Below are 26,196 nucleotides of genomic sequence, written 5' to 3'. Positions count from 1 at the left end.
GGGTCAACCCCGCTTTACGCGGGGAAATACTCAATGGAGGTGACCACTCCATCCTCCAGAAGGAAGCTGAGAATTACGTCTCCGGCGGTATAGGTGAGCAGTCCCTCGGTGTCGCTGGTACTCTCGCCGTAGGCGGTGATAACCTCGGCCTCACTGCTGCCGATGTACACCCCCTCCTGAGTGGATACGGTGTCGTCGGTAAGACGAATGGAGTTGACATAATCATTCTCCCCGTCAGGCCGGGTGGTGATGACGAATCCGGGATAGGTGTAGGTCTTGTCCAGACCCTCGAAGGCGCAGGACTCGGCCTCAAAGTAGCTCTGCTCCGCCCCCAGCTGGGCCAGCACGTCGGCCATGTCGGCGTTTACCGCCACCTCCTTGCCGTCGGCGGGAACAAAGGTGAAGGCGGCGGCCTCCCCGCCGGTCTGGGTGTTCTGCTGCGGGTCGGTGGAGCTGCCGCCGGCGGGGGCGTCGCCGCCGCTGCCGCAGGCGGCCAGGGACAGGACCAGGCCCAGAGCAAGGGCCAGCGCAGAGAGTTTGCGTTTCATTCCGTGGTATCCTCCTTTTGTTCGGCGGCCCAGGCCGCCTCCAGTTGAATTTTCCGCTGGGCATAGATTGCGCTCTTCTCCGCCCAGATGCTCTCATAGGGCGCCTGCCTCCGGCGGTCGGCCACCTGGGGACAGTGCTCGGTGAGCCATGCCCCGAACCAGCGGGCCAACTTCTCCGCCCCGTACAGGTTCAGGTGCAGGCCGTGGTCGTAGGTGTCGGTAGAAAAGTCCAGCCCCGCCTCATCAATGACCTCCAGGCAGTTGACGTACTGGAGATCGTGGGCGGCGGCATAATCCTCCATCTGCGCCTCCCACTCCTCGTACCAGTAGGGGTACAGGCTGGGGGCCTTCACCAGCACCAGCTCCACCCCGTGGGCCTGGCACAGCTCCACCATCTTGTCCAGGTAGTCGTAGCAGATGTCGGCAAACTGGTAGTTTGCCAGGGGCTTGCCCTCGGGTACATTCTCCGCCGGGCGGACCTCCACATTCATCAGGTAACCGCTGTCCGACACCTGGTCCCGGTGGAACAGGTACTCCACGTCCTCCTGCGTCAGCTCATCCCAGCGGGTGTGGTAGCGCAGCAGGGGGAAGAGGTAGGAGAGCATGCTCTCCTCCTCGGTCATGGAGGCCTGTACCGCCGCCAGCTTCTGGGGGGAGAGGCGCATCCCGTCCAGGTTGAGGCGGTTGTAGGCCTCGCTCTGGGGCTCCCCGTACTGCATGCTCAGCACGTTGAACACCATGACTTTGGGAGTCTCGTACTTCAGAGTCTCCTCCATCAGGTAATAGGACTGCCAGATGAGCTGCTGGGCCGAGCCGCGGATGTAGCTGGTGATGCCGTACTCCCGCCACAGCACGTCGGGGGAGAAGTTCTCGTACACCTCGCAGTCGCCGATAAAGACCACGTCGTGGTCGGCGGTCTCGTCGTAATACTCGGCAATCAGGGCTCCCTCGGGGATCTCACTCATGTATTTGGGCAGGAACAGGGCGTTGAGCAGCCACAGGGCCAGGGCCAGCAGAACGCACCAGAGGACGCCGGTGAAAATCAGCTTCTTTTTCATCTCCGGCCTCCTCAGAACTGGTTGTAAATGAATTGGGTGGCGTCAAAACCGATGCCGTAGATGCCGAAGATGACCATGCACACCACCAGCGCCGCGCAGCCGCCCCAGGCCAGGTTGGGGTTGCGGCGGACCAGCCGCTGCCGCACGGGCTCCCGGCGGCCCAGCAGGGAACAGGCCAGCATGGTCAGGGTGCCGAGGGCTGCCACAAGCCAGTCCGCCCCGGTGAGGCCCAGCGCCAGGAAGGAGCCGTCCCACAGCACCGAGGGGCGGAAGGCGGTAAAGACGGTGCCAACCTGCCGGAAGGTGAGGGGTACGTCCCGGTACACGTCCAGCACCCGGATGGCGCTCATCAGCACAAAGGTGCGGCCCACCTCAAACAGCCGGTAGCCGAAGGTACCCTTCAGCCCGGGGAAGCGCCCGTGGAAGCGGGCGTACAGGGGCTCGCACTCCTGGGAGACCAGGATGACCACCCCGTTGAGCAGGCCCCAGACGATGAAGTTCCAGCTGGCCCCGTGCCACACGCCGGTGACAAACCACAGCAGCATGGTACACAGGTACACAGACACCCGCTTGCCCGGCTCCCCCAGCTTGGCCCGCGCCTTCTGGTGGAGCTTCAGCACGCTCTTGCTCACCGACAGGGGATAGAACACGTAGTCCCGAAACCAGGTCCCCATGGTGATGTGCCAGCGCCGCCAGTACTCGGCGATGTTCTTGGAGAAGAAGGGCCGCTCAAAGTTCTCGGTGACCTGGACGCCCAGCATCTGGGACACGCCGATGGTGATGTCGATGCCGCCGGTGAAGTCGGCGTACAGCTGCACGGCGTAGAGGAACATCACCGCCAGTACGTACACCCCGGTATATGCCTCCGGGGCGGCCACCAGCTCCCGCAGGGGAATGGCCAGCCGGTCGGCCACAATGAGCTTTTTGGCCAGACCCCACAACACCCGCATGCCTCCCATGGCAATCTGCCGGGAGTTCCAGCGGTGCTCGCTGTACAGGCTCTGGCTCAGATCGGAGAACCGGCTGATGGGACCCTGAATGAGCTGGGGGAAGAAGGTGACGAACAGGGCAAACTTGCCCAGACTGCGCTCCGGGGGATACTTGCCCCAGTATACGTCGATCAGGTAGCCCATGGCCTGAAAGGTATAGAAGGAAATGCCCATGGGTAGCACCAGACCGGCCATGGGCAGCCGGGCGGCAGAGCCGAAGGCGGAGAGAACGCCGTTGACGTTGCCCAGCACGAAGTCGGTGTATTTCACCACCGCCAGAATGCCGAAGTTCACCAGCAGGCAGGCCAGGGTCCACCGCCAGCGCACCTTCTTCCCGGCGGCCTTGCAGGCCTTGCGCTGCTCCTTGTCCAGCTGGGAGCGGTGCTCCTTCAGCCAGGCGTACTGCTCCTGCTGGAGAGCCCCCACCTTCCGGGCCGCCAGATAGGTGGTGACGGTGGTGGCGCCGATGTAAATGAGGCAGTACCATCCGGCGAAGTAGTAGAAGAACAGACTGCCCAAAAGCAGCAGCTTCCACTGGTGCCGCCTGGGGATGAGATAGTACAGAAGAAAGAGCACCGCGAAAAAGCCCAGGAATTGTGCAGACGCAAAACTCATGGGTCGTGCTTACGCCTCATCCAGCCGCTGGATCATCTCCCACAGGGCCTGAGCGGAGTTGAAGTTTTCCGGCACAATCTCCTCGGCGGGTACCGCCACGTCAAAGGCGTCGTTAATCTCCGCCACCAGGGAGACAATGTCGATGGAGTCCAGAATCTTGTCGTCAATGAGGGTGGTGCAGTGCTCGAAGTCCACGTCGGGGTGGAGCTCCTTGAGAATGTCCAGCAGTTCTTCCATGATGCAACGCTCCTTTATTCTTCTTAATTTGCCGCCAACGCCTTCCGGTCCACCTTGCCGTTGGGGGTGAGGGGCATTCTGTCCAGACGTTCCAGCCGGTTGGGCAGCATGTATCTGGGCAGCTTCTCCTTTAAAAAGGCGGTGAGCCGGGCCGGCTCCGCCGTACCGGTGTAGTAGAGACAGATTTTATCCTTCGCCCCGTCGTACACCGCGCAGGCCTGGGCCGTCTCGGGGTGCATGGCGGCCACCACTTCAATCTCCTGCAATTCAATGCGGTGGCCCATGTGCTTAATCTGAAAGTCCTTCCGGGAGACGAACACCAGCTCCCCCCGCTCATTGTACCGGCCCAAATCGCCGGTGCGGTAAATAAGCTCGGGATAGGCGTCGTTCAGCGGATTCTGCACAAAGCACTCCGCCGTCTTTGACTGCATCCGGTAATAGCCCATGGTGAGGCAGGTACCCTTGATGCAGATCTCCCCCAGCTCCCCGGGAGCGGCTTCCCGGTTGTCCTCGGTGAGCAGTAAAATGCCGGTGTTGGGAAAGGGCCGGCCGATGGGGATCACCTCGTCGGGGCCGAAGTCCCGCTCCACATGGTAGTAACAGCTCATGCCCGTGGCCTCGGTGGGACCGTACAGGTTGGTGAAGCTGGCATGGGGCAGGGCCTGCCGCCACAGCTGGAACTGCCGGATGGGGAACACCTCGCTGCCGAAGGCGATGGTGTGGAGGTGCTCCGGCACGTGCTTCTCCAGTACCCGCAGGCCGGAGATCATGGTGAGGGCGGACACCACCCAGCACACGGTGTTGATTTTATACTGGTTGAGATACTCCACCAGCTTGATGGGGAAGAGGAACAGCCCCTTGGGAATCAAATAGGTGGTGGCACCGAACTTGATGGTGGGGTAGAGCTCCTTCAGACAGGCGTCAAAGTACAGGGGAGTCTGGTTGCCGAACACCGTCTCCTGGGAGAAGCCCAGGGTGGCGGAGAGCTGCTCAATGTAGTCGATCACCGACCGGTGGCAGGCTACCACTCCCTTGGGTACCCCGGTGGAGCCGGAAGTGAAGACGATGTACAGCGGGTCGGTGTCCAGCTGCCCGGCCCGGATGGCGGCGAGAACGCCGTCGTCCGGCTCTGTCTCCGCCGCGTCCTCATAATGACACAAAATGCCCCCGTAGCCCAGGGCCTCCGCCTGGGGGCGGGTCTTTGCGTCGCACAGCACCGCCCGGGGGCGCAGGGTCTGGAAGATAAGCTCCACCCGGTAGGGAGGCATCTCCTCGTCAATGGGGACGTAGAAGCACCCGGCGTACACCACTCCGAAGAAGGCGGCGATGGAGTGGGGATGCTTCTCCATAAACACCACCACCGGCTCATGACGCAGCCCCTGGCCCGCCAGCCAGGTGCCGATGCCCCGGGCCGCTCGGGAGAGCTGGGAAAAGGTGAGGCTGTCGGTGCCGTTGGTGAAGGCCACCTTGTCCGGCAGCCGGGGGGCGGTGGCCTCCAGATATTCCAATACGTTACGCTGCACTTGCGGTATCCTCCGGATTCTCCGGTGTCATGGCCGGTGTCTCAACTGTGCCGGTCTCCGCCGGCGGGAGAGGGGTAGGGGCCGGGCTGGGGCTGGCCTCCGGTCCGGCGGAGGCCGAGGGGGCGGGAGTAGCGCTGGCCGCCGGGCTCTCCGTCACCACAGGGGTTTGGGTGATTGCGGGAGAGGCGGTGGGCGTGACCTCCGGCGCGGGGGTCAGGGTGGGGGAGACCTCCGGAGAGGCCGTGGCCGTGATCTCCGGCAAGGCCGTCCCGGTGGGCGTGGCCTCCGGCACGGGAGTGGGAGCAGCGGTCGGCTTGGGTGCGGGGGTCACCGGGGCGCTGCCCTGCACCACCTCTACCGGACAGGCGTCGTAGTCGTAGACATAATAATTCTTGCGAATGCTGCTGCACTGCTGGGTGTAGGCCTGCACCTCCGCCTCGGTGAGCAGGAAGGAGTACAGCGGGTAGCTGTTGGGGTGGGGACAGGCGTCAAAGTGGTAGTAGCCGCTCCCCACGTCCACCAGCTGCCAGTAGTGGCGGGAGTTGCCTCCCACCCGGGTCAGATCCACGTTGGGAATCCCAGCCCGGGTGAGCAGGGCCTTGGAGCAGGCAAAGTAGTTGTAGCAGTCCCCGCTGCGGCGGGTGAAGCCCACATATGCCCCCACCAGCCAGCTGGACTTGTCGGAGGTGCCGATATAGTTCATGTTGTTATGGACGTAGTTGTAAATGGCCAGGGCCTTTTCCCGCTGGCTCATGGAGACGTTGGTGATGTCGGCCAGGATCTCATCCGCCAGCTCATTTACCAGCTCCAGGGTGATCTCGGTGCTGTCCGCCTCCACCACGTCCTCGGTCTCGCCGGTGCTCTCGTCGTCTACGGTGACGGTCTCCACCACCGTGACGGTGACAGATACCTCCGCCCGGTTGCCGGCGGTGTCCTCCGCCCAGTAGAGGGCCTGGTATTCCCCGGGTACCGACAGGTTGACTCCGCCGGCGTCCACCTGGAGCGGGACGTCCTCATCCACGTCGTCGCTGACAGAGACCCCGGCGCGGTAGGCGACGCTCTCTCCCACCGCCACCGTCAGATCCCGAGCGCCGGAGATCACCGGCGGCTGGGTATCTTGGACTGCCTCGGGGGTGTCTGAGATAAGGGAAGCGTGCTCCGGCGCAGAGGCCGGGCTGCGGGTCAGGGCGGCGATTCCCAGAAGCAGCGCCACCAGGACGCACAGGCCGGCGGCCAGCCAAAGCGGGGGCGGCCTGCGCCGGCCGGAGCGGACGGAATGCGTTTGCCCTTCCACCATGTTTCTTCTCTTCTTTCTCTTGATTGATATACGCCGTGCCGGACGGAGGACGGCGTAAAAAAGGTATAGCAAAACAGGCAGAGTTTCCTCTGCCTTGGTCAGTATAGCGCGCTTGTTCCGGCACTGTCAACCCCTAACCCCCCTGGATTTCTCCCAATACGGCGAAAGGCGGCGGAGCGGAAAAAATTAGGGAGTGCAAAGAGCAAAACACTGTGTTATAATACAAAAAACCGGCTGGAGAGGTGTGGAGGAAGATGGTGCGCTATGTATTCCGCTCCGCCCGCCTGTACTACCTGGCCGCCCAGCCGGCCCTGGCGGAGGCGGCAGCCGCTTTTTACCGCCGGAATCGGGCGGCGTTTGCCCCCTTCGACCCGGTGCAGCCGGAGGAATTTTTCTCCGCCGGGGGGCAGCGGGAACGGCTGAGCCGGGACCTGGCGCAGGCGGAGGCGGGGCGCAGCTTTCGCTTCCTTCTGGTGCGGCCCGGGCAGCCGGGAAAGGTGGTGGGTTTGGTGGGCCTGAACGAAATTGTCCGGGGGGCCTTCCAGTCCTGCTTTCTCTCCTATAAAGTGGATGCCGCCCTCTGGGGCCGGGGCTACGGCAGCGAGGCCATTGAGGCGGTTACCGGCTGGGGCTTTCGGGTGCTGGGCCTTCATCGGATCGAGGCCAACATCATGCCCCGGAATCTGGCCTCCCGCCGGGCGGCGGAGAAGGCAGGATATGAGGAGGAGGGCTTGTCCAGGCACTATTTGAGGATCAACGACCGGTGGGAGGACCACCTTCATCTGGTGCGGCTGAATGATCCTGAGTAAATTGATTATACCAGATCGTGTAAAAAAAGAAAAATTGCTTGATATTTGAGCGCAGGTTTGGTATCATCATAGAAAGTGTCGGTGCATACCGCCTTGGCGGTCGACAAAGCGTCCACACCGGAAAATCTGCCGACCGTGGGCGGAAAAGGAGATGAGTGCCAAGGCCAGCGGAGCATCGGGCAGCGGCCGCGTGCTTTGCAGAGCCGTATCAATACAAGGAAGAACAAATAAAATTGGGGAATAAGAAGGAGATGTTAACGTGAAGAAGAAGATCCTGTCGGTGTGCTTGGCAGTAGCCCTGCTGAGTTCCACCATCCTCGGCACCGTGGCGGCTGTGGACGTCGAGGTGTTTAAGGACGTAAAACAGACGGACTGGTACTATGAGTACGTAGACTATGTCTCCGAGAAGGAGTACATGGTTGGTATCAGCGGCGATCTGTTTGCGCCTGAGGAGAACATGACCCGTGCCATGTTTGTCACCGTGCTGGCCCGTCTGGAGGACGCCAAGCCCAGCAAGGATGCGCCCACCTTCCTGGATGTGCCGGAGGACACTTGGTACACCGACGCGGTGAAGTGGGCCGCGGAGCACGAGATCATCAACGGCATCGGCGGCAACCTCTTTAACCCCGAGGCGTCGATTACCCGTGAGCAGATGTGCGTGATCATGGACCGGTACATCACCTATTATGAGAAGACCTATAACAAGACCCATGAGAAGGCCGGTTCCAATGAGACCTTCCCCGACGCGGCGGATGTCAGCGATTACGCGGTGACCGCGGTGAAGAACTGCCGGGCCTGGGGCCTGATTGAGGGCAACGACAAGGGTTACTTTAAGCCTCTGGATACCTCTACCCGTGCCGAGGTGGCCGCTGTGATCTCCCGCCTGAGCTGGATGGTCAAGGGTGGCGGCGGCGGTAGCAGTGGCGGTGGTGGTGGCGACCAGCCCACTCCCACACCCACTCCCACTCCTACTCCCTCCACGGAGCCCTCTGAGAGTCCTGTTACCTATCTGGTAAAGGCGGATCTGGTGACCAAGTCCGACGCCACAGACAACAAGACGCTGAACCTGCTGGCCAGCTACTCCATGGAGTCTGCCGAAGACGACGTGACCCTGGAACAGATTGCCACTGACATGATCAGCGGAGAAAACAAGACTGCGCTGTTCAACGCCATTGACTTTGCCCTGGGCAAGGTCCTGGCCAAGGACAGAACCACCACCCAGACCGTGAACGACCAGACGGTAGAGATTACCGTCACCAAGGCTGGTGTGATCTCCATGAAGGTGGCCGTGAATCTGGCCACTCTGAACAGCGACAACGGCAACAGCCGTACCACTGTAAGCCAGGCTGATCTGGAGAACCTGGTAGAGAAGCTCCAGAAGGGCGGCAACGTGACCCTGACCGAGACCGATGTGGCTGCTCTGAACAAGCTGATTGAGAAGGCCAATGAGGTAGTCAACGTCTGGACTGACGAGGAGATTGAGACCAAGCTGAACGAGTACGTGGCCGGAAATGCTGCTCTGGAGCAGGCCGTTGAAGGCATGACCCCCACTGCCATTAAGACCGCGGTTGGCGACTATCAGACGGAGCTGTTGGAGATTCAGAAAGTAGTAAACAACACGCCCGCCGGCCAGCCTGTGGTTCTGCCCGAGCAGAAGCCCGTTATGGTGATGACCGACGTGAATCTGGGCGCCTATTACCGGAAGGCGGTTACGAAGTACGAGGATCCGGAGACCCTGGACAAGGCCATCTCCAAGGTGGAGGAGAAGCTGGGCGTAACCCTGAACGAGGCTGAGCGGGAGAAGGTCGAGGCTCTGTACGCTGTGAACAGCCCCGACAAGTTTGTGACCAATCCCGGGAATGGCACCTTGAAGATCAAGGATGCCGCGGACTATACGAGCCTGGTTGAGAGCAATGTAAACGGTGCGGTTGCCTTCTGGAAGGTGCTGGATAAGGACGCGGACTTCTATCAGAGCTATCTGGACCGCCTGGACAACAAGAACACCGAGGGTTACAAGGTCAAATATACGTACGATGACAGCCTGGCCAGCTTCCTGGCCGACAAGGACGGCGTGCTGTACGGCAAGGAAAGCGTGACTCTGGCGACCGCCACGGTCACCCTGGATGACGACAGCTACAGCGCCATGGCCCAGAAGCTGGTGGAGCTTCTGACCAATATGGGCCGCGGCAATGTGGCGGATCTGATCCCCGTGAACGGCCTGCCCGACGCGCTCAATGTGCTGATCGGCGACTACACCGTGACGGTGAGCATTGAGAAGAAGTAATCTGATCACAGAGCAAATGGAATAAGAACACGCCCACAGGACACGCAATATGCGTGTCCTGTGGGCTGTGTGAAAGGAGAACATATGAAGCGCATCCTTAGCGGCTGCCTGTCCGTTCTGATGGCGGCCACCCTGCTCGTTTCCGCGGCCTCCGCCCGGGATTTTGACGACGTGCAAGGGCATTGGGGCCAGCAGGCCATTTCCCAGGTGAGCGACTGGGGCATTTTTGAGGGGACGGGTGGGAACAACTTCTCCCCCGAGATGACCACTACCCGCGGAATGTTTGTGAAAGTGCTGGCCATGACGGCCCAGAAGCTGGGCCACTATGAGCCTGCCACCCAGGAGCAGGCGTTTTCCGATGTGAGCGGGGATGCGTACTACGCCCCCTACGTGGCCTGGGCGGATGAAAACGGCCTGGTCATGGGCGTGGGGGACGGCCGCTTCCTCCCCGACGACCAGATCACCCGGGAGCAGATGTGCCTGGTGATGGCCCGGTTCCTGAAGCAGTTTGTCCAGGAGGACCTGTCCGCCTATGAGAGCCAGGAGACTGCCTTTGTGGACAAGGACCTGATTCACGATTATGCGGTGAAGGAAGTGAGCGCCTGCGTGGCGCTGGGTCTGCTCACCGGCATCCCCCAGGACGGCGGCGTGGCCATTCGGCCCGACCAGCCCGCCAGCCGGGCGGAGGTGGCTACCATTGTGGTGCGCCTGGTCCAGGCTGTGGAGAACTGGGGGGAGCAGCCCCCCGAGGAGACCGTGCCGCCCCAGGAGACTGAAGACCCCGAGGGGGGGACCGGCGGCGGTGGTGTGCTTCCTCCTGAGGAGACCGTGAAGCCGGAGGAACCCACCGAGGAGGAGAAGGCCGAGGAGGCCCAGGTAGCCGGCTATCTGACCACCATGCTGGAGAACTACCGCAATTCCGCATTCCTTCCCACCACCGACCAGGAGGTGCAGGATTGCATGGCCATTCTGATGGGCTGCGTTGAGGACGCCCTGGCCCAGCGGGAAGCGGGTCATTTCCTGGACAAGGACTACATTCAGACCCGCTATGCCGACGAGATCGACCAGCTGAAGGCGGACTATAACAAGCTGACCGAAGACCAACTGAACCAAATCAACAATGTGGTGGTGCGCCTGGGGACTACGGAAGAGATCTATACCGTCATGGACTACTTTGGCGTACAGATAGCGTAGTAAAAACCCAAGGGGGCGTTGCGTTTTGCAACGCCCCCTTCCATCCTTGGGACAAGTTTGGGCGGGCCAGCCGAAGCCGCCGGAGGAGCAGTGGAACGATGAAGAAAATCATGCTTGTGTTTGGGACCCGGCCTGAGGCCATCAAAATGTGTCCCCTGGTCAACGAGCTCAAGGGCAGGGAGGGGCTGCGCACGGTGGTGTGCGTCACCGGCCAGCACCGGCAGATGCTGGACCAGGTGCTGGAGGCTTTTCAGGTGGCGCCCGACTATGACCTTTCGGTAATGAAGGACCGGCAGACCCTCTTTGACGTGACGGCCAGCATCCTGCTGAGCATCCGGCAGGTACTGGAGGCGGAGCAGCCCGACGTGGTTCTGGTCCACGGGGACACCTCCACCACCTTTGTCACCGCCCTGGCCTGTTTCTACCTCCAGATCCCTGTGGGCCATGTGGAGGCCGGCCTGCGCACCTACAACATTTACTCTCCCTTCCCGGAGGAGTTCAACCGCCAGGCGGTAAGCATCATCAGTCAATATAACTTTGCTCCCACCCAGTTGGCCCGGGAAAATCTGCTGCGGGAGGGGAAGCCGGCGGAGCGGATCTACGTCACCGGAAACACCGCCATTGACGCGCTGAAAACCACCGTCCGCCCGGACTATACCCATCCCCAACTGGAGTGGGCGGCGGGCAGCCGCCTGATCCTCATTACCGCCCACCGGCGGGAAAACCTGGGCCAGCCCATGGAGCACATGTTCCGGGCCATCCGCAGGGTGTGCGACCAGCACCCGGATGTCAAGGCCATCTATCCCATCCACATGAATCCGGCGGTGCGGGAGACCGCCGGCCGGATTTTGGGGGACGACCCCCGTATTCGGATGATTGAACCGCTGGATGTGCTGGATTTTCACAACTTCCTGGCACGGAGCTATCTGATTCTCACCGACTCCGGCGGCATCCAGGAGGAGGCACCCTCCCTGGGCAAGCCGGTGCTGGTGATGCGGGACACCACCGAACGGCCGGAGGGCATCGCCGCCGGCACGCTGCGTCTGGTGGGTACGGATGAGCAGACCATCTACCGCAGCTTCCAGGAGCTGCTGGAGGACCCGGCGGTATACCGGAGCATGAGCACCGCCAGCAACCCCTATGGGGACGGCCTGGCCAGCAGGCGGATTGCGGATATCCTCCAGCTGGGTCAGACCCAGGTGTAAAGGGTGCTCAGCCGCCGGACAGGCGCTGCTTCACCGCGTCCCACAGCTCCATGGCCCTGAACTTGATCACATAACCCCCGTCTTCTCCGGTAATCAGGGCCACCTGATCTTCGCTCAGCCCGGCGCTGAGGGCAGTCTGGGCGGCGGACTCAGTGACAGAGCCCAGGCACAGAGGTGGGAAGAGCACGCACCACCAGTTCTGCCCTGCGCCCGCTCCGATCACTACCCGCAGGGCGGTGTACTGCCCGGCGGGAAGGGCAAAATCTGCGTATTGCTTGGTGGGAAACCAGGCGTCCTCCACCAGCTGGGCGGTTACCGGGTAGTCATATCCCGCCGCCGCCACCGCGTGGGCGCCGGCGGCGGCCAGCTCCTCCAGGTGAGTCTGGAGAATGGCCTCGGTCTCCTCCCGGGTGGCATCCGGCGGCAGGCAGGCTTCGGCGGCGGCCAGCACCCGGTCCCGCACCTCCAGCTTCAGGACTTGGTCTGCCTGGCTGTCGGAATTGGCCAGCACGTGCAGGCGGATGACCCGGTCGGCCAGGGCGCTCTGGCCGCCGTCCAGCCAGACCCCCAGCAGAGCGGCCAGAGCTGTCCCCAGCAGCAGGGCCAGCTCCCAGCGGCGCAGTCTATGTGACAAGGCAGTTTGTTTCATGTAAAAAGTCACCGTCCAATTTGGATTTGACTCCATTTTGGACGGTGATCTTCTGTTTTATACCTCTTTTTCCATCAACGTGCCTGCCGACTCCACCAGGAAGGTCTCCTGATACTGCTGGCGCAGGGCGGCATAGGCCCGCTCTGCCGCCTCCCCGCAGTGGAACAGGCCGAAGACGGTGGGGCCGGTGCCGCTCATGGAGGCGCCCAGCGCCCCGTGCTGAATCAAGCTGTTTTTAATGGCGCAGATTTCCTGGTACCGCCGCTGGGGCAGCACGTCCTCAAACACGTTGTACATCCGCCTGGCCACCCCGGTCAGATCCCCCGCAGCCAGTGCTTCCGCCAGACCGGTGGTGTCCGGCCTGCGGCGGATACGGCAGCCATCCAGCGCCTTGAACAGCTCCGGCGTGGACACGGAGAAGGCGGGCTTGCACAGCACCACCCGGCACTCCGGCAGAGGGGGCAGGGGGGTGAGAAGCTCTCCTCTCCCCTCCGCCAGGGCGGTGCCGCCCCCCACGCAGTAGGGGACGTCGGAACCCACCGCGGCGCCGATCTCCTCCAGCCGCCGCCGGGACAGGCCCAGTCCCATCAGCCGGTTCAGGCCCCGGAGTACGGCGGCGGCATCGGCGCTGCCGCCGGCCATGCCGGCGCATACCGGAATGTGCTTGTCCAGAGAGATGGACAGCCCGCCGGGGTCAGCCCCCGCCTCCCGGCACAGCCGCAGAGCCGCCGCCGCCGCCAGATTGTGCTCATCGGCGGGAAGAAAGCCCAGATTGCTGTGCATTTGCAGGGGCGCACCGGTGCCGGTCTCCAGGGTGAGCTTGTCCCGGAGCGTGACGGTCTGCATCACCATCCGCATCTCATGGTAGCCGTCCGGCCGCCGCTCCAGAACATCCAGGGAGAGGTTCAGCTTGGCATACGCGAAAACCTCCATCACTGCCATGTCCCTGCCTCCTTATCGGATCTTTCTCGCCTCCAGGTAGAAGCGCTTGTCATGGGCGTGGCCCATGGAAAAGGTCTTGCGGGGGAGCACCCCGTCCCGGATGACGGTGGGAAAGAGCTGGTCCTTGCCCATGGGGGGAAGCAGAAAGGCCAGATTGCCCCGCTGCCTGGCCAGCTGCCTGGCCACATCCTCCCCGTGGATGTAATCAATACGTCCGCCGTGGCCCTTCACATACTGGTCCAGGAAGGGCTGAAGCGTCCCCACCTCCAGCTGGGTCGTGGGGCTGGGAATGGTGAGCGCACCCTCGCCGCCGGCGTGGACGTAGCGGAGCACGTGTCCCTTCCCGCCGCCGGGATGGGCGCCGGGAAAGGCGGCGCACAGGGCCGCCACCAGCTCCACCGGTTCCACTCCGAAAAGGACCCGGTGAATGGCCTCAAATTCCAGGGCGGGGTCGTGGAGGTTGACCAGCTCGCACAGGGCGAACCGGGCGGGCAGACTGGCCCAGCGCTCCGGAGGATTGAGCCGCTTCTGCCGCTCATAGCACTCCTTGGCGGTGGCCAGGGAGTGGTTGCCGTCCCCCACGGCGAAAAGCATGACCGGGGCATCCGCCACCTGATACCGCGCCCGGAAGGTGGCCGGGTCGGCCAGAGCGGTCAGAGCCCGGGCTACCAGCTCCATGCTCTCGGTATCCAGCTTCCAGCCGGTAATGTGGCCGCCCCGCTCCATCAGGTCAAAGTCGTACAGCAGCTCCATCCGGCCGGTACGCCCGGCCAGAGGTTCCAGAACGGTTTTCCGGGGGTCGTCGGCCAGCAGCATCGCATGGGGCAGCTCCAGGGGGGCGTTCTTCCGCACCGCCACACGGGGCGGGATGCGGGAGAGGACGGTCCCCTCGGTGGCCCGGATGGCCGCGCCGGAGCCGGGCTCATAGTCATACTGCTCCAGATCCACCATGCCCACCAGGCCGCGGCGGATCTGTCCCTCCTCCAGCCGCCGCTCTACATAGATAAGAGCGTTGGGCAGGGTCTTGAATCGGTCCTCCCGCAGGTAGCGGGTCATGGTGTTGTTGACCTCCATAATGTCGGTCTCCACGTTGGGGCCGTCCAGGCAGCTCTCCGGCAGGATCAGCCGCAGGGAGGAGGGGGCGGAACCCACCGATTCCTCCACCCGCTGCCAGTATTCCGGCTGGGAGGTGTACTGGTCGCAGGCCACCACTGACCACTTGTCGTAGGCGCAGTTCTGGGGCAGCAGAATATCGGCGGGGCGGAAGGGGAGCTGGTCAAATGCGTGAGTCATTTCTCTCACTCACTTCCTCTGCCCGGTTCAAAAGCCGGGGAAATGGGGTCAGCGCATGGCCCCCCGGATGGCGGCCAGCAGATCGGAGAACTCCTCATAGGCGGGCAGCTCCGGATGGTCGGCCTTGATCTGAGGGGTACTCTTGAATAAAAAGCCCGCCTTGCTGGCCTGGATCATACCCAGATCGTTGAAGCTGTCCCCGGCGGCGATGGTGTCATAGCCGATGGACTGGAGGGCCTTCACCGTGGTCAGCTTGGACTGGGGGCAGCGCATCTGGAAGCCGGTGATGGCGCCGTCGGGAGCCACCTCCAGGGTGTTGCAGAACAGGGTGGGCCAGCCCAGCTTGCGCATCAGGGGCTGGGCAAACTGCTCAAAGGTGTCGCTGAGAATGATCACCTGGGTGAAGGAACGCAGCTCGTCCAGAAATTCCTTGGCGCCGGGCAGCGGGTCGATGGTGGCGATGACCTGCTGAATCTCCTTCAGGCCCAGGTGGTGCTCCCTCAGAATGTCCAGCCGGAAGTTCATCAGCTTGTTGTAGTCCGGCTCGTCCCGGGTGGTGCGGCGCAACTCCGGGATGCCGGTGGCCTGGGAGAAGGCAATCCAGATTTCCGGGACCAGAACCCCCTCCATATCCAGACAGGTGATGTACATGTTTACTCCTCCTTTATCCGTCCCGCTCCTGCTTTTTCTTCAGGTTGGTGAGGAAATTATCCAGCCGGGTCAGGGCCTCGGCGATGTCCTTCATGGAGGTGGCGTAGCAGCAGCGGACAAAGCCCTCGCCGCCGGGGCCGAAGGCGGAGCCGGAGATGACCGCCACCCGCTCCTCCATTAAAAAGCGCTCACAGAAGTCGTCGGAGGTCAGCCCGGTCCCCCGGATGTCGGGGAACACATAGAAGGCACCCTTGGGCTCGAAGCAGGGCAGGCCGATGCGGCGCAGGCCCTCCACCAGGTAGCGGCGGCGTCCGTCATACTCATCCCGCATGTGCTCAATGTCCCGGTCGCCGTTGCGCATGGCCTCGATGGCGGCGTACTGGCTGGTGGTGGGGGCGGACATGATGCCGAACTGGTGGAGCTTGAGCATCTGCTGAACCACCGGGGCGGGACCGCAGACGTAGCCCATACGCCAGCCGGTCATGGCGTGGCTTTTGGAGAAGCCGTTGACCACCACGGTGCGCTCGTACATGTCGGGCAGGTTGGCCATGGATACGTGGTGCTGGCCATAGGTCAGCTCGGCATAGATCTCATCGGAGAGCACCATGATATTGGTCCCCCGGAGCACGTCGGCAATGGCCTCCAGATCCGCCCGCTCCATGATCCCGCCGGTGGGGTTGGAGGGGAAGGGGAGGACCAGCACCTTGGTGCGGGGGGTGATGGCGGTGCGCAGCTGCTCCGGAGTGAGGCGAAACTCATTTTCCGCCTTCAGCTCCACATACACCGGGGTGCCGCCTGCCATGGAGGCCAGGGGGCCATAGCACACAAAGGAGGGGATGGGGACAATCACCTCGTCCCCGGGGTTGAGCAGGCAGCGCAGGGACAGGTCAATGGCCTCGCTGCCGCCCACGGTGACGATGATCTGGTGGGCGAAGTCGTAGTGCAGGTCGAACCGGCGCTCCAGGTAGGCGGCAATCTCCCGCCGCAGCTCGGCCATACCGGCGTTGCCGGTGTACTTGGTAAAGCCCTTCTCCAGAGAATAGATGCCCGCGTCCCGGATGTGCCAGGGGGTGACGAAGTCCGGCTCTCCAATACCCAGGGAGATGGCGTCCTTCATCTCCTCCAAAATGTCGAAAAAGCGCCGGATGCCGGAGGGCTTGACCGCCTGGATGCGCTGGCTGAGTATTTCATCGTAATTCATGAGAAAATCCACTCCTTCGGCTGCTTCTCCTGCTTTTCAAAAATCAGGTGCTTTTCTTTGTATTTGTGCAGGATGAAATGGGTGGCGGTGCCGGTCACATCCTCCAGAGTGGACAGGCGCTCCCCCACGAACTGGGCCACTTCCTTCAGGCTGCGGCCTGAAATAATCACCGTCAAATCATAGGCACCGCTCATCAGATAGACGCTCTCCACCTCGTCATACTGGTAGATCCGCTCGGCCACCCGGTCAAAGCCCTCCCCCCGCTGGGGAGTGACTTTCACCTCGATCAGGGCGGTGACCGCCTCCCGGTCGGTGCGGTCCCAGTCCACGATGGCCTTGTAGCCCAGGATGATTTTTTCTTCCTCATATCGCTGAATGGCCGCCTTCACATCCTCCACGGACATGTCGGCCATGGATGCCAGCTGTTCGGGGGTGAGCGTACAGTCTGTCTCCAACAGCTGAAGCAGATTTCTCATAGTGGTTCCTCCTGTTTCTATCCCTTCCCCATCAGATGGGCGGAAAAAGATGATTACCCCTTATTATATACGACCTGGGGAAGAATTACAATAGCGCAATGGGCAAACAGGCCCCCATCTCCTCCGTGGCCGGAGGAGATGGGGGAAAAAGCGGGGGGCGGATAAAAGTTTATCCAAATTCCACTAGAAAAAGCTAGGAGAACGTGTTATCATGACATATCATTACAGTGATTGCGGCGCGGAGAGGAAAGGGGGCGCCAGTGTGGAATACATTGACATGATAGACCAGATCGTAGCCGCCGAGCACAACGCCAAAACGCTGGTGGAGGAGAGCCGCCAGCGGCAGGAGGAATTGAGCGCCGGGGTGGAGCAGGAGATCGCCCGGCTGCGGGAGGACTACCTCCAGCGGGCCGGACACCGGATCGAAGTGGTGAAGCAGCTTGAGCAGGCCAGCGCGGAGGAAGCCATTGCCCGGCTGGATGAAAAGCAGCGGCAGGCCATGGAGCGCGTGGAGGCGGTGTATGAGAAGAATCGGGACCGCTGGGCGGACACGCTGTTTACTATGATCGCGGGGACGCGGCCGTGATGGGGGCGGAGATGCGGTATGGCGCCCTGTCCGCCAAGGTCCACGCTCTGTACGGCAAGCGGCTGCGCACTCAGGAGTTTGCCTGGCTGGCGAGTTTAAAGGACGAGGCGGAAATTCTGGAGGCGCTGCGGCAGCACCCTGGCTGGAGCAAGGCGCTGGCGCAGCACAGCCCCGGCAGCTGGAGCTATGTAGGCCGGGTGGAGGTGGAGCAGGCGCTGCGGGAGGAACTGCGGCTGGAGTATCTCAGCCTCACCCACTACGTCCCCCGGGAGGACCAACCGCTGATGCAGTTTCGTATCCGTGTGGCCGAGCGCACCGCCATTCTCAATGCCCTGCGCCGCCTGAAGGCGGGGAACGGCCACGGCAGCGCAATGCCGGAGGCGCCCAGAATTGTGCTGCGGGGCAAGCTGGACCACAAGGCCCTGCAAACGTGTACCAGCTATGACCAGCTGCTTGCCGCCGTCCGGGGGAGCATTTATTATTCCGTGCTGCTCCACCTGCGGCCGGAGGCCGGCGGTCCCCTGCCGGACTACACCACGGCGGAGTGCCTGCTGCGTACGGCCTATTTTTCCCATATGTTCCGCATTGCCAAGCAGACATACAGGGGCGCCACCCAGAAGGCCCTGCTTCAGGCTCTGGGCGGGCAGGTGGACCTGCTGAACATCATCCACATCCTGCGGCTGAAGACCTATTTTCCGGACATTCCTCAGGAGGATTATCTCACCATTCTCTTCCCCTTTCACTACCGGCTCCAGCCGGAGCAGACCCGCCGGCTGTGTGCCGCAGCGGACGCGGGGGAGGTATTTGAACTGCTTGAGCACACGCCCTACCGGGATTGCTTCGAGGGGGTGGAGGTGCAGGAGGCGGAGGAATACTACCGCCGGGCCATGTACACCTTCAACAAGCACCAGCTGATCTGTGCACCCCCCTCCATCTACACGGCCATGGCCTATCTGGACCTGAAGGAGATGGAGATGATGGTGCTGGTCAACGTGATCGAGTCGGTAAAATACGGCGTACCCTACCACGCAGGACTGGCGGAACTGGTAGGGGCCTGAGCGCCTGGTCCGGCGGCGGGAAGCCGCCGGGATTACGAAAAAAGGAGATGAGGCCATGTCGGTCGTTCCCATGAAGCTGCTCACACTGGCCGGACCGCTGGAGCAGTTCGACCAGGTGGTAAGCGCCTGTGTCATAGACCAGCAGTTTCATCCGGAAAACGCCCTGCGACTCATGGGCGGGGTGCGGGGAGTGCTGCCGATGGAGAGCAGCAATCCCTATGCGGCGCTGCTGCGCCGTGCCGAGGAAGTGGTCCGTCAGGCGGGAGTGGAGCTGGATTATGCCCCCTTCCCGGAGAAGCTGTCTCGGAAGGAGCTGGCGGACTATTTTGATGGGGTGGAGTCCAAGGTGACCGAGCTGACCCGCCGCCGGGAGGAGCTGGAGCACCAGGCGTCGGAGTCGGCCGCCGTGGCGGAGCAGCTGGAGTACCTGCGGGGGATCGGTACCGATCTGGACGAGCTGTGGGCGCTGGAGTATTCCCGCTTCCAGTACGGCTACCTGCCCCGGGAGACTTTCGACAGCTTTCAGGAGACCCTGAACCAGGAGGAGGACATCCTCTTTATTCCCACCACGGTGGGGCCACGCCGGGTATACGGGGTGTATTTTACCACCAAGGGCTCCAGGGATCGGGTGGACATGCTCTTCTCCTCCCTGCACTTTACCCGGATGAACCTGCAGGTGCAGCCCCACGGCACGGTGGAGCAGGCCATCGCCGAGCTCACCGCCCAGGCGGAGCAGACCCGGCGGGAGGCGGAGCAGGTGCAGGCGGAGCTGGATGGACTGCGGACCCAGGAGCGGGAGCGGCTGCTGTCCAACTGCGCCTATCTGCGCTACCACAGCGAGTGCCGGGACCTGCGCCGGTATGCCTGCCGCAGCCGGGAGAGCTTCTATCTCACCGGCTGGGTGCCGGAGGACGCCCTAAAGGGTATTCAGGAGCGCATGGCCCAGTTCAGTGAGCTGTCCTGCGTCATTGACGTGGCGGAGGACGCCGAGGGCTTTACGCCCCCTACCAAGCTGAAAAACCCCTTCCTGGGCCGGGTATTTCAGCCTTTTTTGGAGATGTACGGCCTGCCGGCCTACAATGAGATCGACCCCTCTCTGTTTATGGCGATTACGTATTGTCTGTTTTTCGGCATCATGTTCGGCGATCTGGGCCAGGGCCTGTGCCTGGCGCTGCTGGGCCTGGTGCTGGTGAAGGTGAAGGGCATGTGGCTGGGTAGCATCATTACCTGCTGCGGCCTGTCCGGCGCCCTGTTCGGCTGTGTTTACGGCTCGGTGTTCGGTTTTGAGGAGATTCTGCCCGGCTTTAAGATTATGGAGCAGACCCAGCTGGAGGGACTGGGCGTGGTGAGCAACGTGCTGCTGTTGCTGGTGATGTCCATTGCGCTGGGCATCTTCATGCTGCTGCTGGTGATGGTGATCAACATCATCAACGGCGTGAAGCAGCGGAATTTTGAAAAGATTCTCTTTGGTCCCAACGGAGCGGCGGGTATTCTGTTTTACGCCGGGGTGCTCTTTGCGGCCCTGTCCGGCATTGCCTTCGGGGTGGACCTGCTGGTGCCGGCCTATGTGCTGCCGGTGCTGGTGCTGCCCCTGGTGCTGATGCTCCTGCGGGAGCCTCTGTCCCGCCTGCTGGCCGGTGACCCGGAGTGGCGCCGGTTCTCCCCGGGAGAGGTGCTGGGGACCGGGGTGTTTGAACTGTTTGAGACCCTGCTCAGCTACCTGACCAACACCCTGTCCTTCATGCGTATCGGGGCCTATGCCATCACACACGTGGGCCTGATGCTGGTGGTCCACATGCTGGCCAACCTGGCCGGCGGAGTGGGCGGCCCGGTGGGGATTCTGATCCTGGTGGCGGGCAATGCCTTTGTCATGGGCTTTGAGGGCCTGCTGGTGGGGATTCAGGTGCTTCGTCTGGAATTCTACGAGCTGTTTGGCCGCTTCTATGATGACGGCGGCACGCCCTTTGTACCGAAAAAGGTCAGCTATACCAGTCAGGGGGACTGACCCCATGACGCATTCATCATTCTGAGGAGGTCAACAATCATGCTGAAATTTATTGCCCTGTGTTTTGCCGCCCTGGCGGTGCTCTCTCCGCTGTTTCTCATCGGCCTGCGCAGATACACCGGCCGGAAGGCCAAGCGGGCGCTGGGGATCAACGTGCTGTCCTTCTTTGCCTGCCTGATCCTGGCCAGCGTGGTAGGGATCGGCGGCAGTGCTTCCGCCGCGGACGCCGTCGCGGAGGGCGCCGCCGCTGCGGCCGCCTCCGGCGCCGGACTGGCGGAGGGCCTGAAATATGTAGGTGCGGCGCTGGCCGTGGGCCTGAGCGGCATCGGCGGCGGCATCGCCGTGGCCTCCTCCGCTTCGGCGGCTCTGGGCGCCATTTCGGAGAATGACAAGGCCTTTGGTAAGGCCCTGATCTTCGTGGGCCTGGCGGAGGGCGTGGCCCTGTATGGCCTTATCGTGGCCCTGCTGCTGCTGTTTGTATGAGATACTTTGTCATTACTGACTCCACCGACACCCAGGTGGGCCTGCGCCTGGCCGGGGTGGAAGGCGTGGTGGTGCGGGAACCAGACCAGGTGCGGCAGGCCATTCAGACCGCCGCCGCCGACCGGGAGATTGGGGTGCTGCTTATTACCGAGAAGCTGGCCGCCATGTGCCAGGACCTGATCGCCCCCATGAAGCTGGCCGCCCAGCGGCCCCTGGTGGTGGAAATTCCCGACCGGCACAGCGCCGGACGGGCCTCGGACTCCATTACCCGCTATATCCGTGAGGCCATCGGCATCAAGCTGTGACGGCCCAAAAGGAGGATACCCTTCATGGCAGAGATGACAGACAAACTGGATCGCTTTACCGCGAAAATCCTGGCGGAGGCCTCGGCGGAGAGCCAGCGCGCCATGGATCAGGTGCAGCAGCAGCGGGACGCCGCGCTGCGCAAGGCGGAGAGTCAGATGCTCCGGGAGGCCTACCAGCACATCCACAGTGAGGTGGCCCGGGTCAAGGCGGAGGCAGGGCGCAGCGTGTCCCGCCGGATGCTGGAAAATCAGCGGGCGCTCCACCTGCGGCGGGAGGAGATGGCCCAGGAGACCTTTGCCCGGGTGCGGGCCAGGCTGACCGCCTTTACCCGCACGCCGGCCTATGGGGCGCGGCTGGAGGAACTGCTGCGGGAAGCGCTGAAGCAGCTGCCCGGTGCGGATGACATGCAGGTGTGCCTGCGGGAGGAGGATCAGGAGTGGATTCCCCGCCTGACCCAGGCGGCGGAGGGGCGCAAGCTCAGCTTTCAGCGGGGGGAGTTCCGGCTGGGCGGGCTGGTGGCCCTTTCACCCGGACTGGGGCTGCGGGTGGACAACTCCTTTGACAGCGCCGCCGAGGAACTGGCCGGCCATTTTGCCGAGCTGTTCGGACTCTCCCTGTCGGACGAATAAGAGCGAGAAAGGATGGCAACGACCCGTATGAACCAAGCCAACTATACCATCCACGGCGTCAACGGCCCCGTGGTCACCGTCATCGGCGGCCGCGGTCTGGCCATGATGGACATGGTCAACGTGGGGGAGCAGGGCCTCATCGGCGAGGTGGTCCGGGTAGACGGCGGGCAGACCACCGTCCAGGTCTACGAGGATACCACAGGGCTGATGCCGGGTCAGCCGGTCACCGCCCAGGGCGCCCCCATGTCCATTGAGCTGGGACCCGGCCTGCTCCACAATATTTTTGACGGAATTGCCCGCCCGCTGGAGGTGATTCAGGCTGAGAGCGGTCCCTTTATTGGCCGCGGCCTGAACATCCCCACCCTGGACCGGGGGCGGAAGTGGCAGGTTACCCTCTCCCTCCAGGTGGGGGACCAGGTGGAACCGGGGACGGAATACGCCCGCTGCCCGGAGACCGGCCTGATTACCCACCGCTGCCTGATCCCTGCCGGCCTGTCCGGCCAGGTGGCCTGGGTGGCGGGGGCGGGGGCGTACACGGTGGAGGACCCCCTGGTGAAGGTCACCGACAGCCGGGGCAAGGTACACACCCTCTGTCTGGCCCAGCGCTGGCCTATCCGCACCGCCCGGCCCATGGCCCAGCGCCTGCCCATTCACCGGCCGCTCATCACTGGGCAGCGGGTGATTGACACCCTGTTTCCCATCGGGAAGGGGGGCGCGGCCGCCATTCCCGGTCCCTTCGGAGCGGGCAAGACCATGACCCAGCACCAGCTGGCCAAGTGGTCGGATGCGGATATCATTGTCTACCTGGGCTGTGGGGAGCGGGGCAATGAGATGACCCAGGCGCTGGAGGAGTTCTCCGAGCTGCTGGACCCCAAGAGCCGCCTGCCCCTGATGGAGCGCACCATTCTCATCGCCAACACCTCCAACATGCCGGTGGCAGCCCGGGAGGCGTCGGTGTATACCGGCATGACCATCGCGGAGTACTACCGGGATATGGGCTATCATGTGGCGCTGATGGCCGACTCCACCTCCCGCTGGGCGGAGGCCCTGCGGGAGATCTCCGGCCGGCTGGAGGAGATGCCGGCGGAAGAGGGATTTCCCGCCTACCTGGCCTCCCGCCTGGCAGAGTTTTACGAGCGGGCGGGCTATGTCAAAACCCTGGGCGGCCAGGAGGGGAGCGTCACCGTCATCGGGGCCGTATCCCCCCAGGGCGGCGATTTTTCCGAGCCGGTAACCCAGAACACCAAGCGGTATATCCGCACCTTCTGGGGCCTGGATCGGTCTCTGGCCTACGCCCGGCACTATCCCTCCATTCACTGGCTCACCTCCTACTCCGAGTATACCGACGATCTCAAGGACTGGTATGAGAAAAATGTGGGGCCGAACTTCGTCCCCTGCCGCCAGCGGATTGCCGACCTGCTCCAGGAGGAGGCCAAGCTGATGGAGATTGTCAAGCTCATCGGCGCGGATATTCTACCGGAGGATCAGAAGCTGATTATTGAGACCGCCCGTCTCATCCGGGTGGGTTTTTTGCAGCAGAACGCCTATCACGACATTGACACCTACGTACCTCTGGACAAACAGCTTCGGATGATGGAGCTGATTCTCCGCCTGCACGACGGGGCCAAGGCCCTGGTGGCCCGGGCCATTCCCCTGTCCCAGCTCAAGGCCACCGGCATTTTTGACCAGCTGACCAAGATGAAATACGAGGTACCCAACGAGGACCAGGGCAAGTTTGAGGCATACCAGCAGCAGATTGACCAGGCCCTGGAGCAGGTCAGCCGGGCCAACAGCTGACCGCCGCCTATTCTCTGTTACGTCAGGAGCTGATACTATGAGACTGGAATATATCGGCCTGTCGGAGCTGTCCGGCTCCCTCATTGTGCTGGAGGGAGTGAAGGGGGTGGCCTACGACGAGATGGCCGAGGTGACGCTGGACAGCGGAGAGCGGCGCTATGGCCGGGTCATCCTGATTGACGGGGACCGGGTGGTGCTCCAGGTCTTTGAGGGGGCCAAGGGCATTTCCCTGGAAAACGCCCGTACCCATTTTACCGGTAAGCCCATGGACATCGCCCTGTCCAAGGAGATGCTGGGCCGTGTGTTTGACGGGGCCGGCCGGCCGGCGGACGGCCTGGGCGAGATCTTTCCCGAGGCGCGGCGGAACATCAACGGCTCCGCCATCAATCCGGTATCCCGGCAGTATCCCCGCAGCTGCATCTATACCGGCGTTTCCGCCATAGACGGCTGCGCCACCCTGATCCGGGGCCAGAAACTGCCCATCTTCTCCGGCTCGGGCATGAAGCACAATGAGCTGGCCGCCCAGATTGTCCGCCAGGCCAAGGTGCCGGACCAGCAGGGGGACTTCGCCATTGTCTTTGCCGCCATGGGGGTGAAGAACGACACGGCGGAGTTCTTCCGCCGGAATTTTGAGGAGGCAGGCGCCCTGCAGCGGGTGGTCATGTTCCTCAACCTGGCCTCCGACCCCATCATCGAGCGGATTCTCACTCCCCGCTGCGCCCTCACTGCGGCGGAGTATCTGGCCTTTGACCACGGTTATCATGTGCTGGTCATTATGACCGATATGACCTCCTATTGCGAGGCGCTGCGGGAGTTCTCCTCCTCCAAGGGCGAGATCCCCTCCCGAAAGGGCTTCCCCGCCTATCTGTATTCGGACCTGGCCTCCCTCTACGAGCGGGCGGGCATGATCCGGGGCCGGAAGGGTTCGGTGACCCAGGTGCCGGTGCTCACCATGCCCAACGACGACATCACCCACCCCATCCCCGATCTGACGGGCTACATCACCGAGGGCCAGATTGTGCTGGAGCGGGAGATGGAGCAAAAGGGAATCTATCCCCCGGTGGCCATTTTGCCCTCTCTGTCCCGCCTGATGAAGGACGGTGTGGGCAAGGGCTTCACCCGGGAGGACCACTTTGACCTGTCCAACCAGCTGTTTGCCTCCTATTCCAAGGTGCAGGAGGCCCGCAGCCTGGCCAGCGTCATCGGTGAGGAGGAGTTGAGCGACACAGACAAGCGCTACCTGAAATTCGGCGAGGCCTTTGAGCGGCACTATATCAACCAGGATGCCGGGGAGGAGCGCACCATAGAGCAGACCCTGGACCTGGGCTGGAAGCTGCTCACTATCCTCCCCAGGGGCGAGCTGGACCGTGTGGACGGCAAGACCCTGGACGCCCATTACGTGGAGGGGGCCTGGGAGAGCCTGGGAACCGGCGGCGGTTCCCAGCCGGCGTAAGGGGGGCAGCCTATGGCCAGTCTGCTGCCCACCAAGGGAAACCTGATGGCCGCCAAGCGGTCCCGGAGCCTGGCCCAGACCGGATATGAACTGATGGACCGGAAACGGAACATCCTCATCCGGGAGCTGATGAGTCTGATGGATACCGCCAAAGACCTGCAAAGCCAGATCGACACGGTCTTTACCCAGGCCTATGCCGCGCTCCAGGCGGCCAATATCCGGTTGGGCATCTGTGACCGCATCGCCCAATCTGTGGATGTGGACGACTCCCTGGAGATCCGCTACCGCTCGGTGATGGGGGTGGAGCTGCCCCACATTCCCGGCGCCTCCCCGCCCCCCCGGCCGGAGTACGGTCTGGCGGATACCTCTTCTCTGCTGGACGACTGCTATTTGAAGTTCCACCAGGTCAAGGAGTTGACCCGCCGCCTGGCGGAGGTGGAGACCTCCATCTACCGCCTGGCCCAGGCCATCAAAAAGGCCCAAAAGCGGGCCAACGCCCTGCAAAACATTGTCATACCCGAGCTGAACGGGACCATCCGCTTCATCACCGACGCGTTGGAGGAGAAGGAGCGGGAGGAGTTTGTCCGCATGAAGGTAATTAAGCGCACCAGCGGCAATTCGTAAGCCAACCGGCGCAGTGGTGCCGAAACGGCCGGGCCGCCCCAGAGGGGCGGCCCGGCCGTACGGTTTTCTTTTTGTTACGTGTCCGTTCCCTGCTGAGTGAAGCGGGACAGAATCCGGTCCAGCTGAGCCTGATTCAACGTTCCCTGGGGGTCCAGCCGGCCGCCCTCCGACCATTCCATCAGCCCGATACCGGCGGCCCAGTGCAGGGAGTCGTCCGCCCAGGGGGAGATATCCTCGTTGTCGTTGCATCGGGCCAGGTCCGGGAAGGAGGTGTCCCGGCCCAC

At 62.8% G+C, this 26,196-nt stretch carries 25 protein-coding genes and 1 pseudogene; 13 read left to right on the top strand and 13 right to left on the bottom strand.

Annotation, left to right across the window (positions count from 1 at the left end):
- Positions 1-14 precede the first annotated feature (14 nt).
- The 6 genes from Q0J74_RS01915 to Q0J74_RS01890 are packed head-to-tail and all read right to left on the bottom strand — an operon-like array spanning position 15 to position 6,267.
- Positions 15-548 (bottom strand): hypothetical protein, encoded by a 534-nt coding sequence (locus tag Q0J74_RS01915; RefSeq protein WP_297209789.1) that lies wholly within the window; start codon positions 546-548, stop codon positions 15-17.
- A complete protein-coding gene (locus Q0J74_RS01910; protein WP_297209786.1) occupies positions 545-1,606 on the bottom strand; it encodes an SGNH/GDSL hydrolase family protein in 1,062 nt (353 codons plus the stop codon). Before Q0J74_RS01910 ends, Q0J74_RS01915 begins: the two co-directional genes overlap by 4 nt.
- A gap of 11 nt (positions 1,607-1,617) precedes the next feature.
- Positions 1,618-3,210, bottom strand: coding sequence for an MBOAT family O-acyltransferase (locus Q0J74_RS01905; protein WP_297209783.1), 1,593 nt, complete (start codon positions 3,208-3,210; stop codon positions 1,618-1,620).
- Between the two features lie 9 nt (positions 3,211-3,219).
- On the bottom strand, positions 3,220-3,447 hold the full coding sequence (locus tag Q0J74_RS01900; RefSeq protein WP_297209780.1) for an acyl carrier protein: 228 nt from the start codon (positions 3,445-3,447) through the stop codon (positions 3,220-3,222).
- Between the two features lie 23 nt (positions 3,448-3,470).
- Positions 3,471-4,970, bottom strand: a complete 1,500-nt coding sequence (locus Q0J74_RS01895) for an amino acid adenylation domain-containing protein (RefSeq protein ID WP_297209778.1) — start codon at positions 4,968-4,970, stop codon at positions 3,471-3,473.
- Positions 4,960-6,267, bottom strand: a complete 1,308-nt coding sequence (locus Q0J74_RS01890) for an immunoglobulin-like domain-containing protein (RefSeq protein WP_297209775.1) — start codon at positions 6,265-6,267, stop codon at positions 4,960-4,962. Before Q0J74_RS01890 ends, Q0J74_RS01895 begins: the two co-directional genes overlap by 11 nt.
- Before the next feature lie 254 nt (positions 6,268-6,521).
- Between Q0J74_RS01890 and Q0J74_RS01885 the strand changes: the two genes are divergently transcribed.
- From Q0J74_RS01885 to wecB, 4 genes are all read left to right on the top strand, one after another.
- Positions 6,522-7,076, top strand: a complete 555-nt coding sequence (locus Q0J74_RS01885) for a GNAT family N-acetyltransferase (RefSeq protein ID WP_297209772.1) — start codon at positions 6,522-6,524, stop codon at positions 7,074-7,076.
- Between the two features lie 259 nt (positions 7,077-7,335).
- Positions 7,336-9,360 carry an S-layer homology domain-containing protein gene (locus Q0J74_RS01880; RefSeq protein ID WP_297209769.1) on the top strand — a complete coding sequence of 675 codons (2,025 nt, stop codon included), beginning with the start codon at positions 7,336-7,338 and terminating at the stop codon, positions 9,358-9,360.
- A gap of 84 nt (positions 9,361-9,444) precedes the next feature.
- The gene (locus Q0J74_RS01875; RefSeq protein ID WP_297209766.1) at positions 9,445-10,554 is read left to right on the top strand and encodes an S-layer homology domain-containing protein; all 1,110 of its coding nucleotides are present in this window, start codon (positions 9,445-9,447) and stop codon (positions 10,552-10,554) included.
- Positions 10,555-10,652: 98 nt separating this feature from the next.
- The gene (gene wecB, locus Q0J74_RS01870; RefSeq protein ID WP_297209761.1) at positions 10,653-11,759 is read left to right on the top strand and encodes a non-hydrolyzing UDP-N-acetylglucosamine 2-epimerase; all 1,107 of its coding nucleotides are present in this window, start codon (positions 10,653-10,655) and stop codon (positions 11,757-11,759) included.
- 7 nt (positions 11,760-11,766) lie between these two features.
- Here wecB and Q0J74_RS01865 read toward each other — a convergent pair whose 3' ends face one another.
- The 6 genes from Q0J74_RS01865 to Q0J74_RS01840 are packed head-to-tail and all read right to left on the bottom strand — an operon-like array spanning position 11,767 to position 16,971.
- Positions 11,767-12,408 carry a stage II sporulation protein R gene (locus Q0J74_RS01865; RefSeq protein WP_297209758.1) on the bottom strand — a complete coding sequence of 214 codons (642 nt, stop codon included), beginning with the start codon at positions 12,406-12,408 and terminating at the stop codon, positions 11,767-11,769.
- 57 nt (positions 12,409-12,465) lie between these two features.
- Positions 12,466-13,350: a 4-(cytidine 5'-diphospho)-2-C-methyl-D-erythritol kinase gene (ispE, locus tag Q0J74_RS01860; RefSeq protein ID WP_297209755.1), complete on the bottom strand. Its 885-nt coding sequence runs from the start codon at positions 13,348-13,350 to the stop codon at positions 12,466-12,468.
- Between the two features lie 12 nt (positions 13,351-13,362).
- Positions 13,363-14,643, bottom strand: coding sequence for a DUF1015 domain-containing protein (locus Q0J74_RS01855; protein ID WP_297209752.1), 1,281 nt, complete (start codon positions 14,641-14,643; stop codon positions 13,363-13,365).
- 48 nt (positions 14,644-14,691) lie between these two features.
- Positions 14,692-15,294: a bifunctional phosphoserine phosphatase/homoserine phosphotransferase ThrH gene (thrH, locus tag Q0J74_RS01850; protein WP_297209749.1), complete on the bottom strand. Its 603-nt coding sequence runs from the start codon at positions 15,292-15,294 to the stop codon at positions 14,692-14,694.
- Positions 15,295-15,307: 13 nt separating this feature from the next.
- On the bottom strand, positions 15,308-16,495 hold the full coding sequence (locus Q0J74_RS01845) for an aminotransferase class I/II-fold pyridoxal phosphate-dependent enzyme (RefSeq protein ID WP_297209746.1): 1,188 nt from the start codon (positions 16,493-16,495) through the stop codon (positions 15,308-15,310).
- Complete coding sequence (locus Q0J74_RS01840; RefSeq protein ID WP_297209743.1) at positions 16,492-16,971, bottom strand: Lrp/AsnC family transcriptional regulator; 480 nt, start codon at positions 16,969-16,971, stop codon at positions 16,492-16,494. The genes Q0J74_RS01845 and Q0J74_RS01840 overlap by 4 nt, the downstream gene beginning before the upstream one ends.
- A 262-nt stretch (positions 16,972-17,233) precedes the next feature.
- Here Q0J74_RS01840 and Q0J74_RS01835 point away from each other — a divergent pair, with 262 nt between their 5' ends.
- The 9 genes from Q0J74_RS01835 to Q0J74_RS01795 are packed head-to-tail and all read left to right on the top strand — an operon-like array spanning position 17,234 to position 25,912.
- A complete protein-coding gene (locus Q0J74_RS01835) occupies positions 17,234-17,557 on the top strand; it encodes a hypothetical protein (protein ID WP_297209742.1) in 324 nt (107 codons plus the stop codon).
- Positions 17,557-18,615, top strand: a complete 1,059-nt coding sequence (locus Q0J74_RS01830; protein WP_297209739.1) for a V-type ATPase subunit — start codon at positions 17,557-17,559, stop codon at positions 18,613-18,615. The genes Q0J74_RS01835 and Q0J74_RS01830 overlap by 1 nt, the downstream gene beginning before the upstream one ends.
- 55 nt (positions 18,616-18,670) lie before the next feature.
- Entirely contained in the window at positions 18,671-20,620 is a 1,950-nt protein-coding gene (locus tag Q0J74_RS01825; RefSeq protein WP_297209736.1) for a V-type ATP synthase subunit I, read from the top strand.
- Positions 20,621-20,659: 39 nt separating this feature from the next.
- Positions 20,660-21,103 carry an ATP synthase subunit C gene (locus tag Q0J74_RS01820; RefSeq protein ID WP_297209733.1) on the top strand — a complete coding sequence of 148 codons (444 nt, stop codon included), beginning with the start codon at positions 20,660-20,662 and terminating at the stop codon, positions 21,101-21,103.
- Complete coding sequence (locus tag Q0J74_RS01815; protein ID WP_297209730.1) at positions 21,100-21,408, top strand: V-type ATP synthase subunit F; 309 nt, start codon at positions 21,100-21,102, stop codon at positions 21,406-21,408. Before Q0J74_RS01820 ends, Q0J74_RS01815 begins: the two co-directional genes overlap by 4 nt.
- Positions 21,409-21,432: 24 nt before the next feature.
- Positions 21,433-22,038, top strand: a complete 606-nt coding sequence (locus Q0J74_RS01810; RefSeq protein ID WP_297209728.1) for a V-type ATP synthase subunit E — start codon at positions 21,433-21,435, stop codon at positions 22,036-22,038.
- A gap of 27 nt (positions 22,039-22,065) precedes the next feature.
- Positions 22,066-23,835, top strand: a complete 1,770-nt coding sequence (locus tag Q0J74_RS01805) for a V-type ATP synthase subunit A (RefSeq protein ID WP_297209816.1) — start codon at positions 22,066-22,068, stop codon at positions 23,833-23,835.
- Positions 23,836-23,872: 37 nt separating this feature from the next.
- The gene (locus tag Q0J74_RS01800; protein ID WP_297209725.1) at positions 23,873-25,288 is read left to right on the top strand and encodes a V-type ATP synthase subunit B; all 1,416 of its coding nucleotides are present in this window, start codon (positions 23,873-23,875) and stop codon (positions 25,286-25,288) included.
- Positions 25,289-25,300: 12 nt separating this feature from the next.
- Positions 25,301-25,912 carry a V-type ATP synthase subunit D gene (locus Q0J74_RS01795; protein ID WP_297209722.1) on the top strand — a complete coding sequence of 204 codons (612 nt, stop codon included), beginning with the start codon at positions 25,301-25,303 and terminating at the stop codon, positions 25,910-25,912.
- 74 nt (positions 25,913-25,986) lie between these two features.
- Here Q0J74_RS01795 and Q0J74_RS01790 read toward each other — a convergent pair.
- Positions 25,987-26,196, bottom strand: a pseudogene (locus Q0J74_RS01790) (hypothetical protein); the annotation flags it as partial.

Source organism: uncultured Flavonifractor sp. (assembly GCF_944387675.1).
In the GTDB taxonomy this organism is placed as follows: Bacteria; Bacillota; Clostridia; order Oscillospirales; family Oscillospiraceae; genus Flavonifractor.
This window is presented reverse-complemented; position numbering and strand designations above follow the sequence as displayed.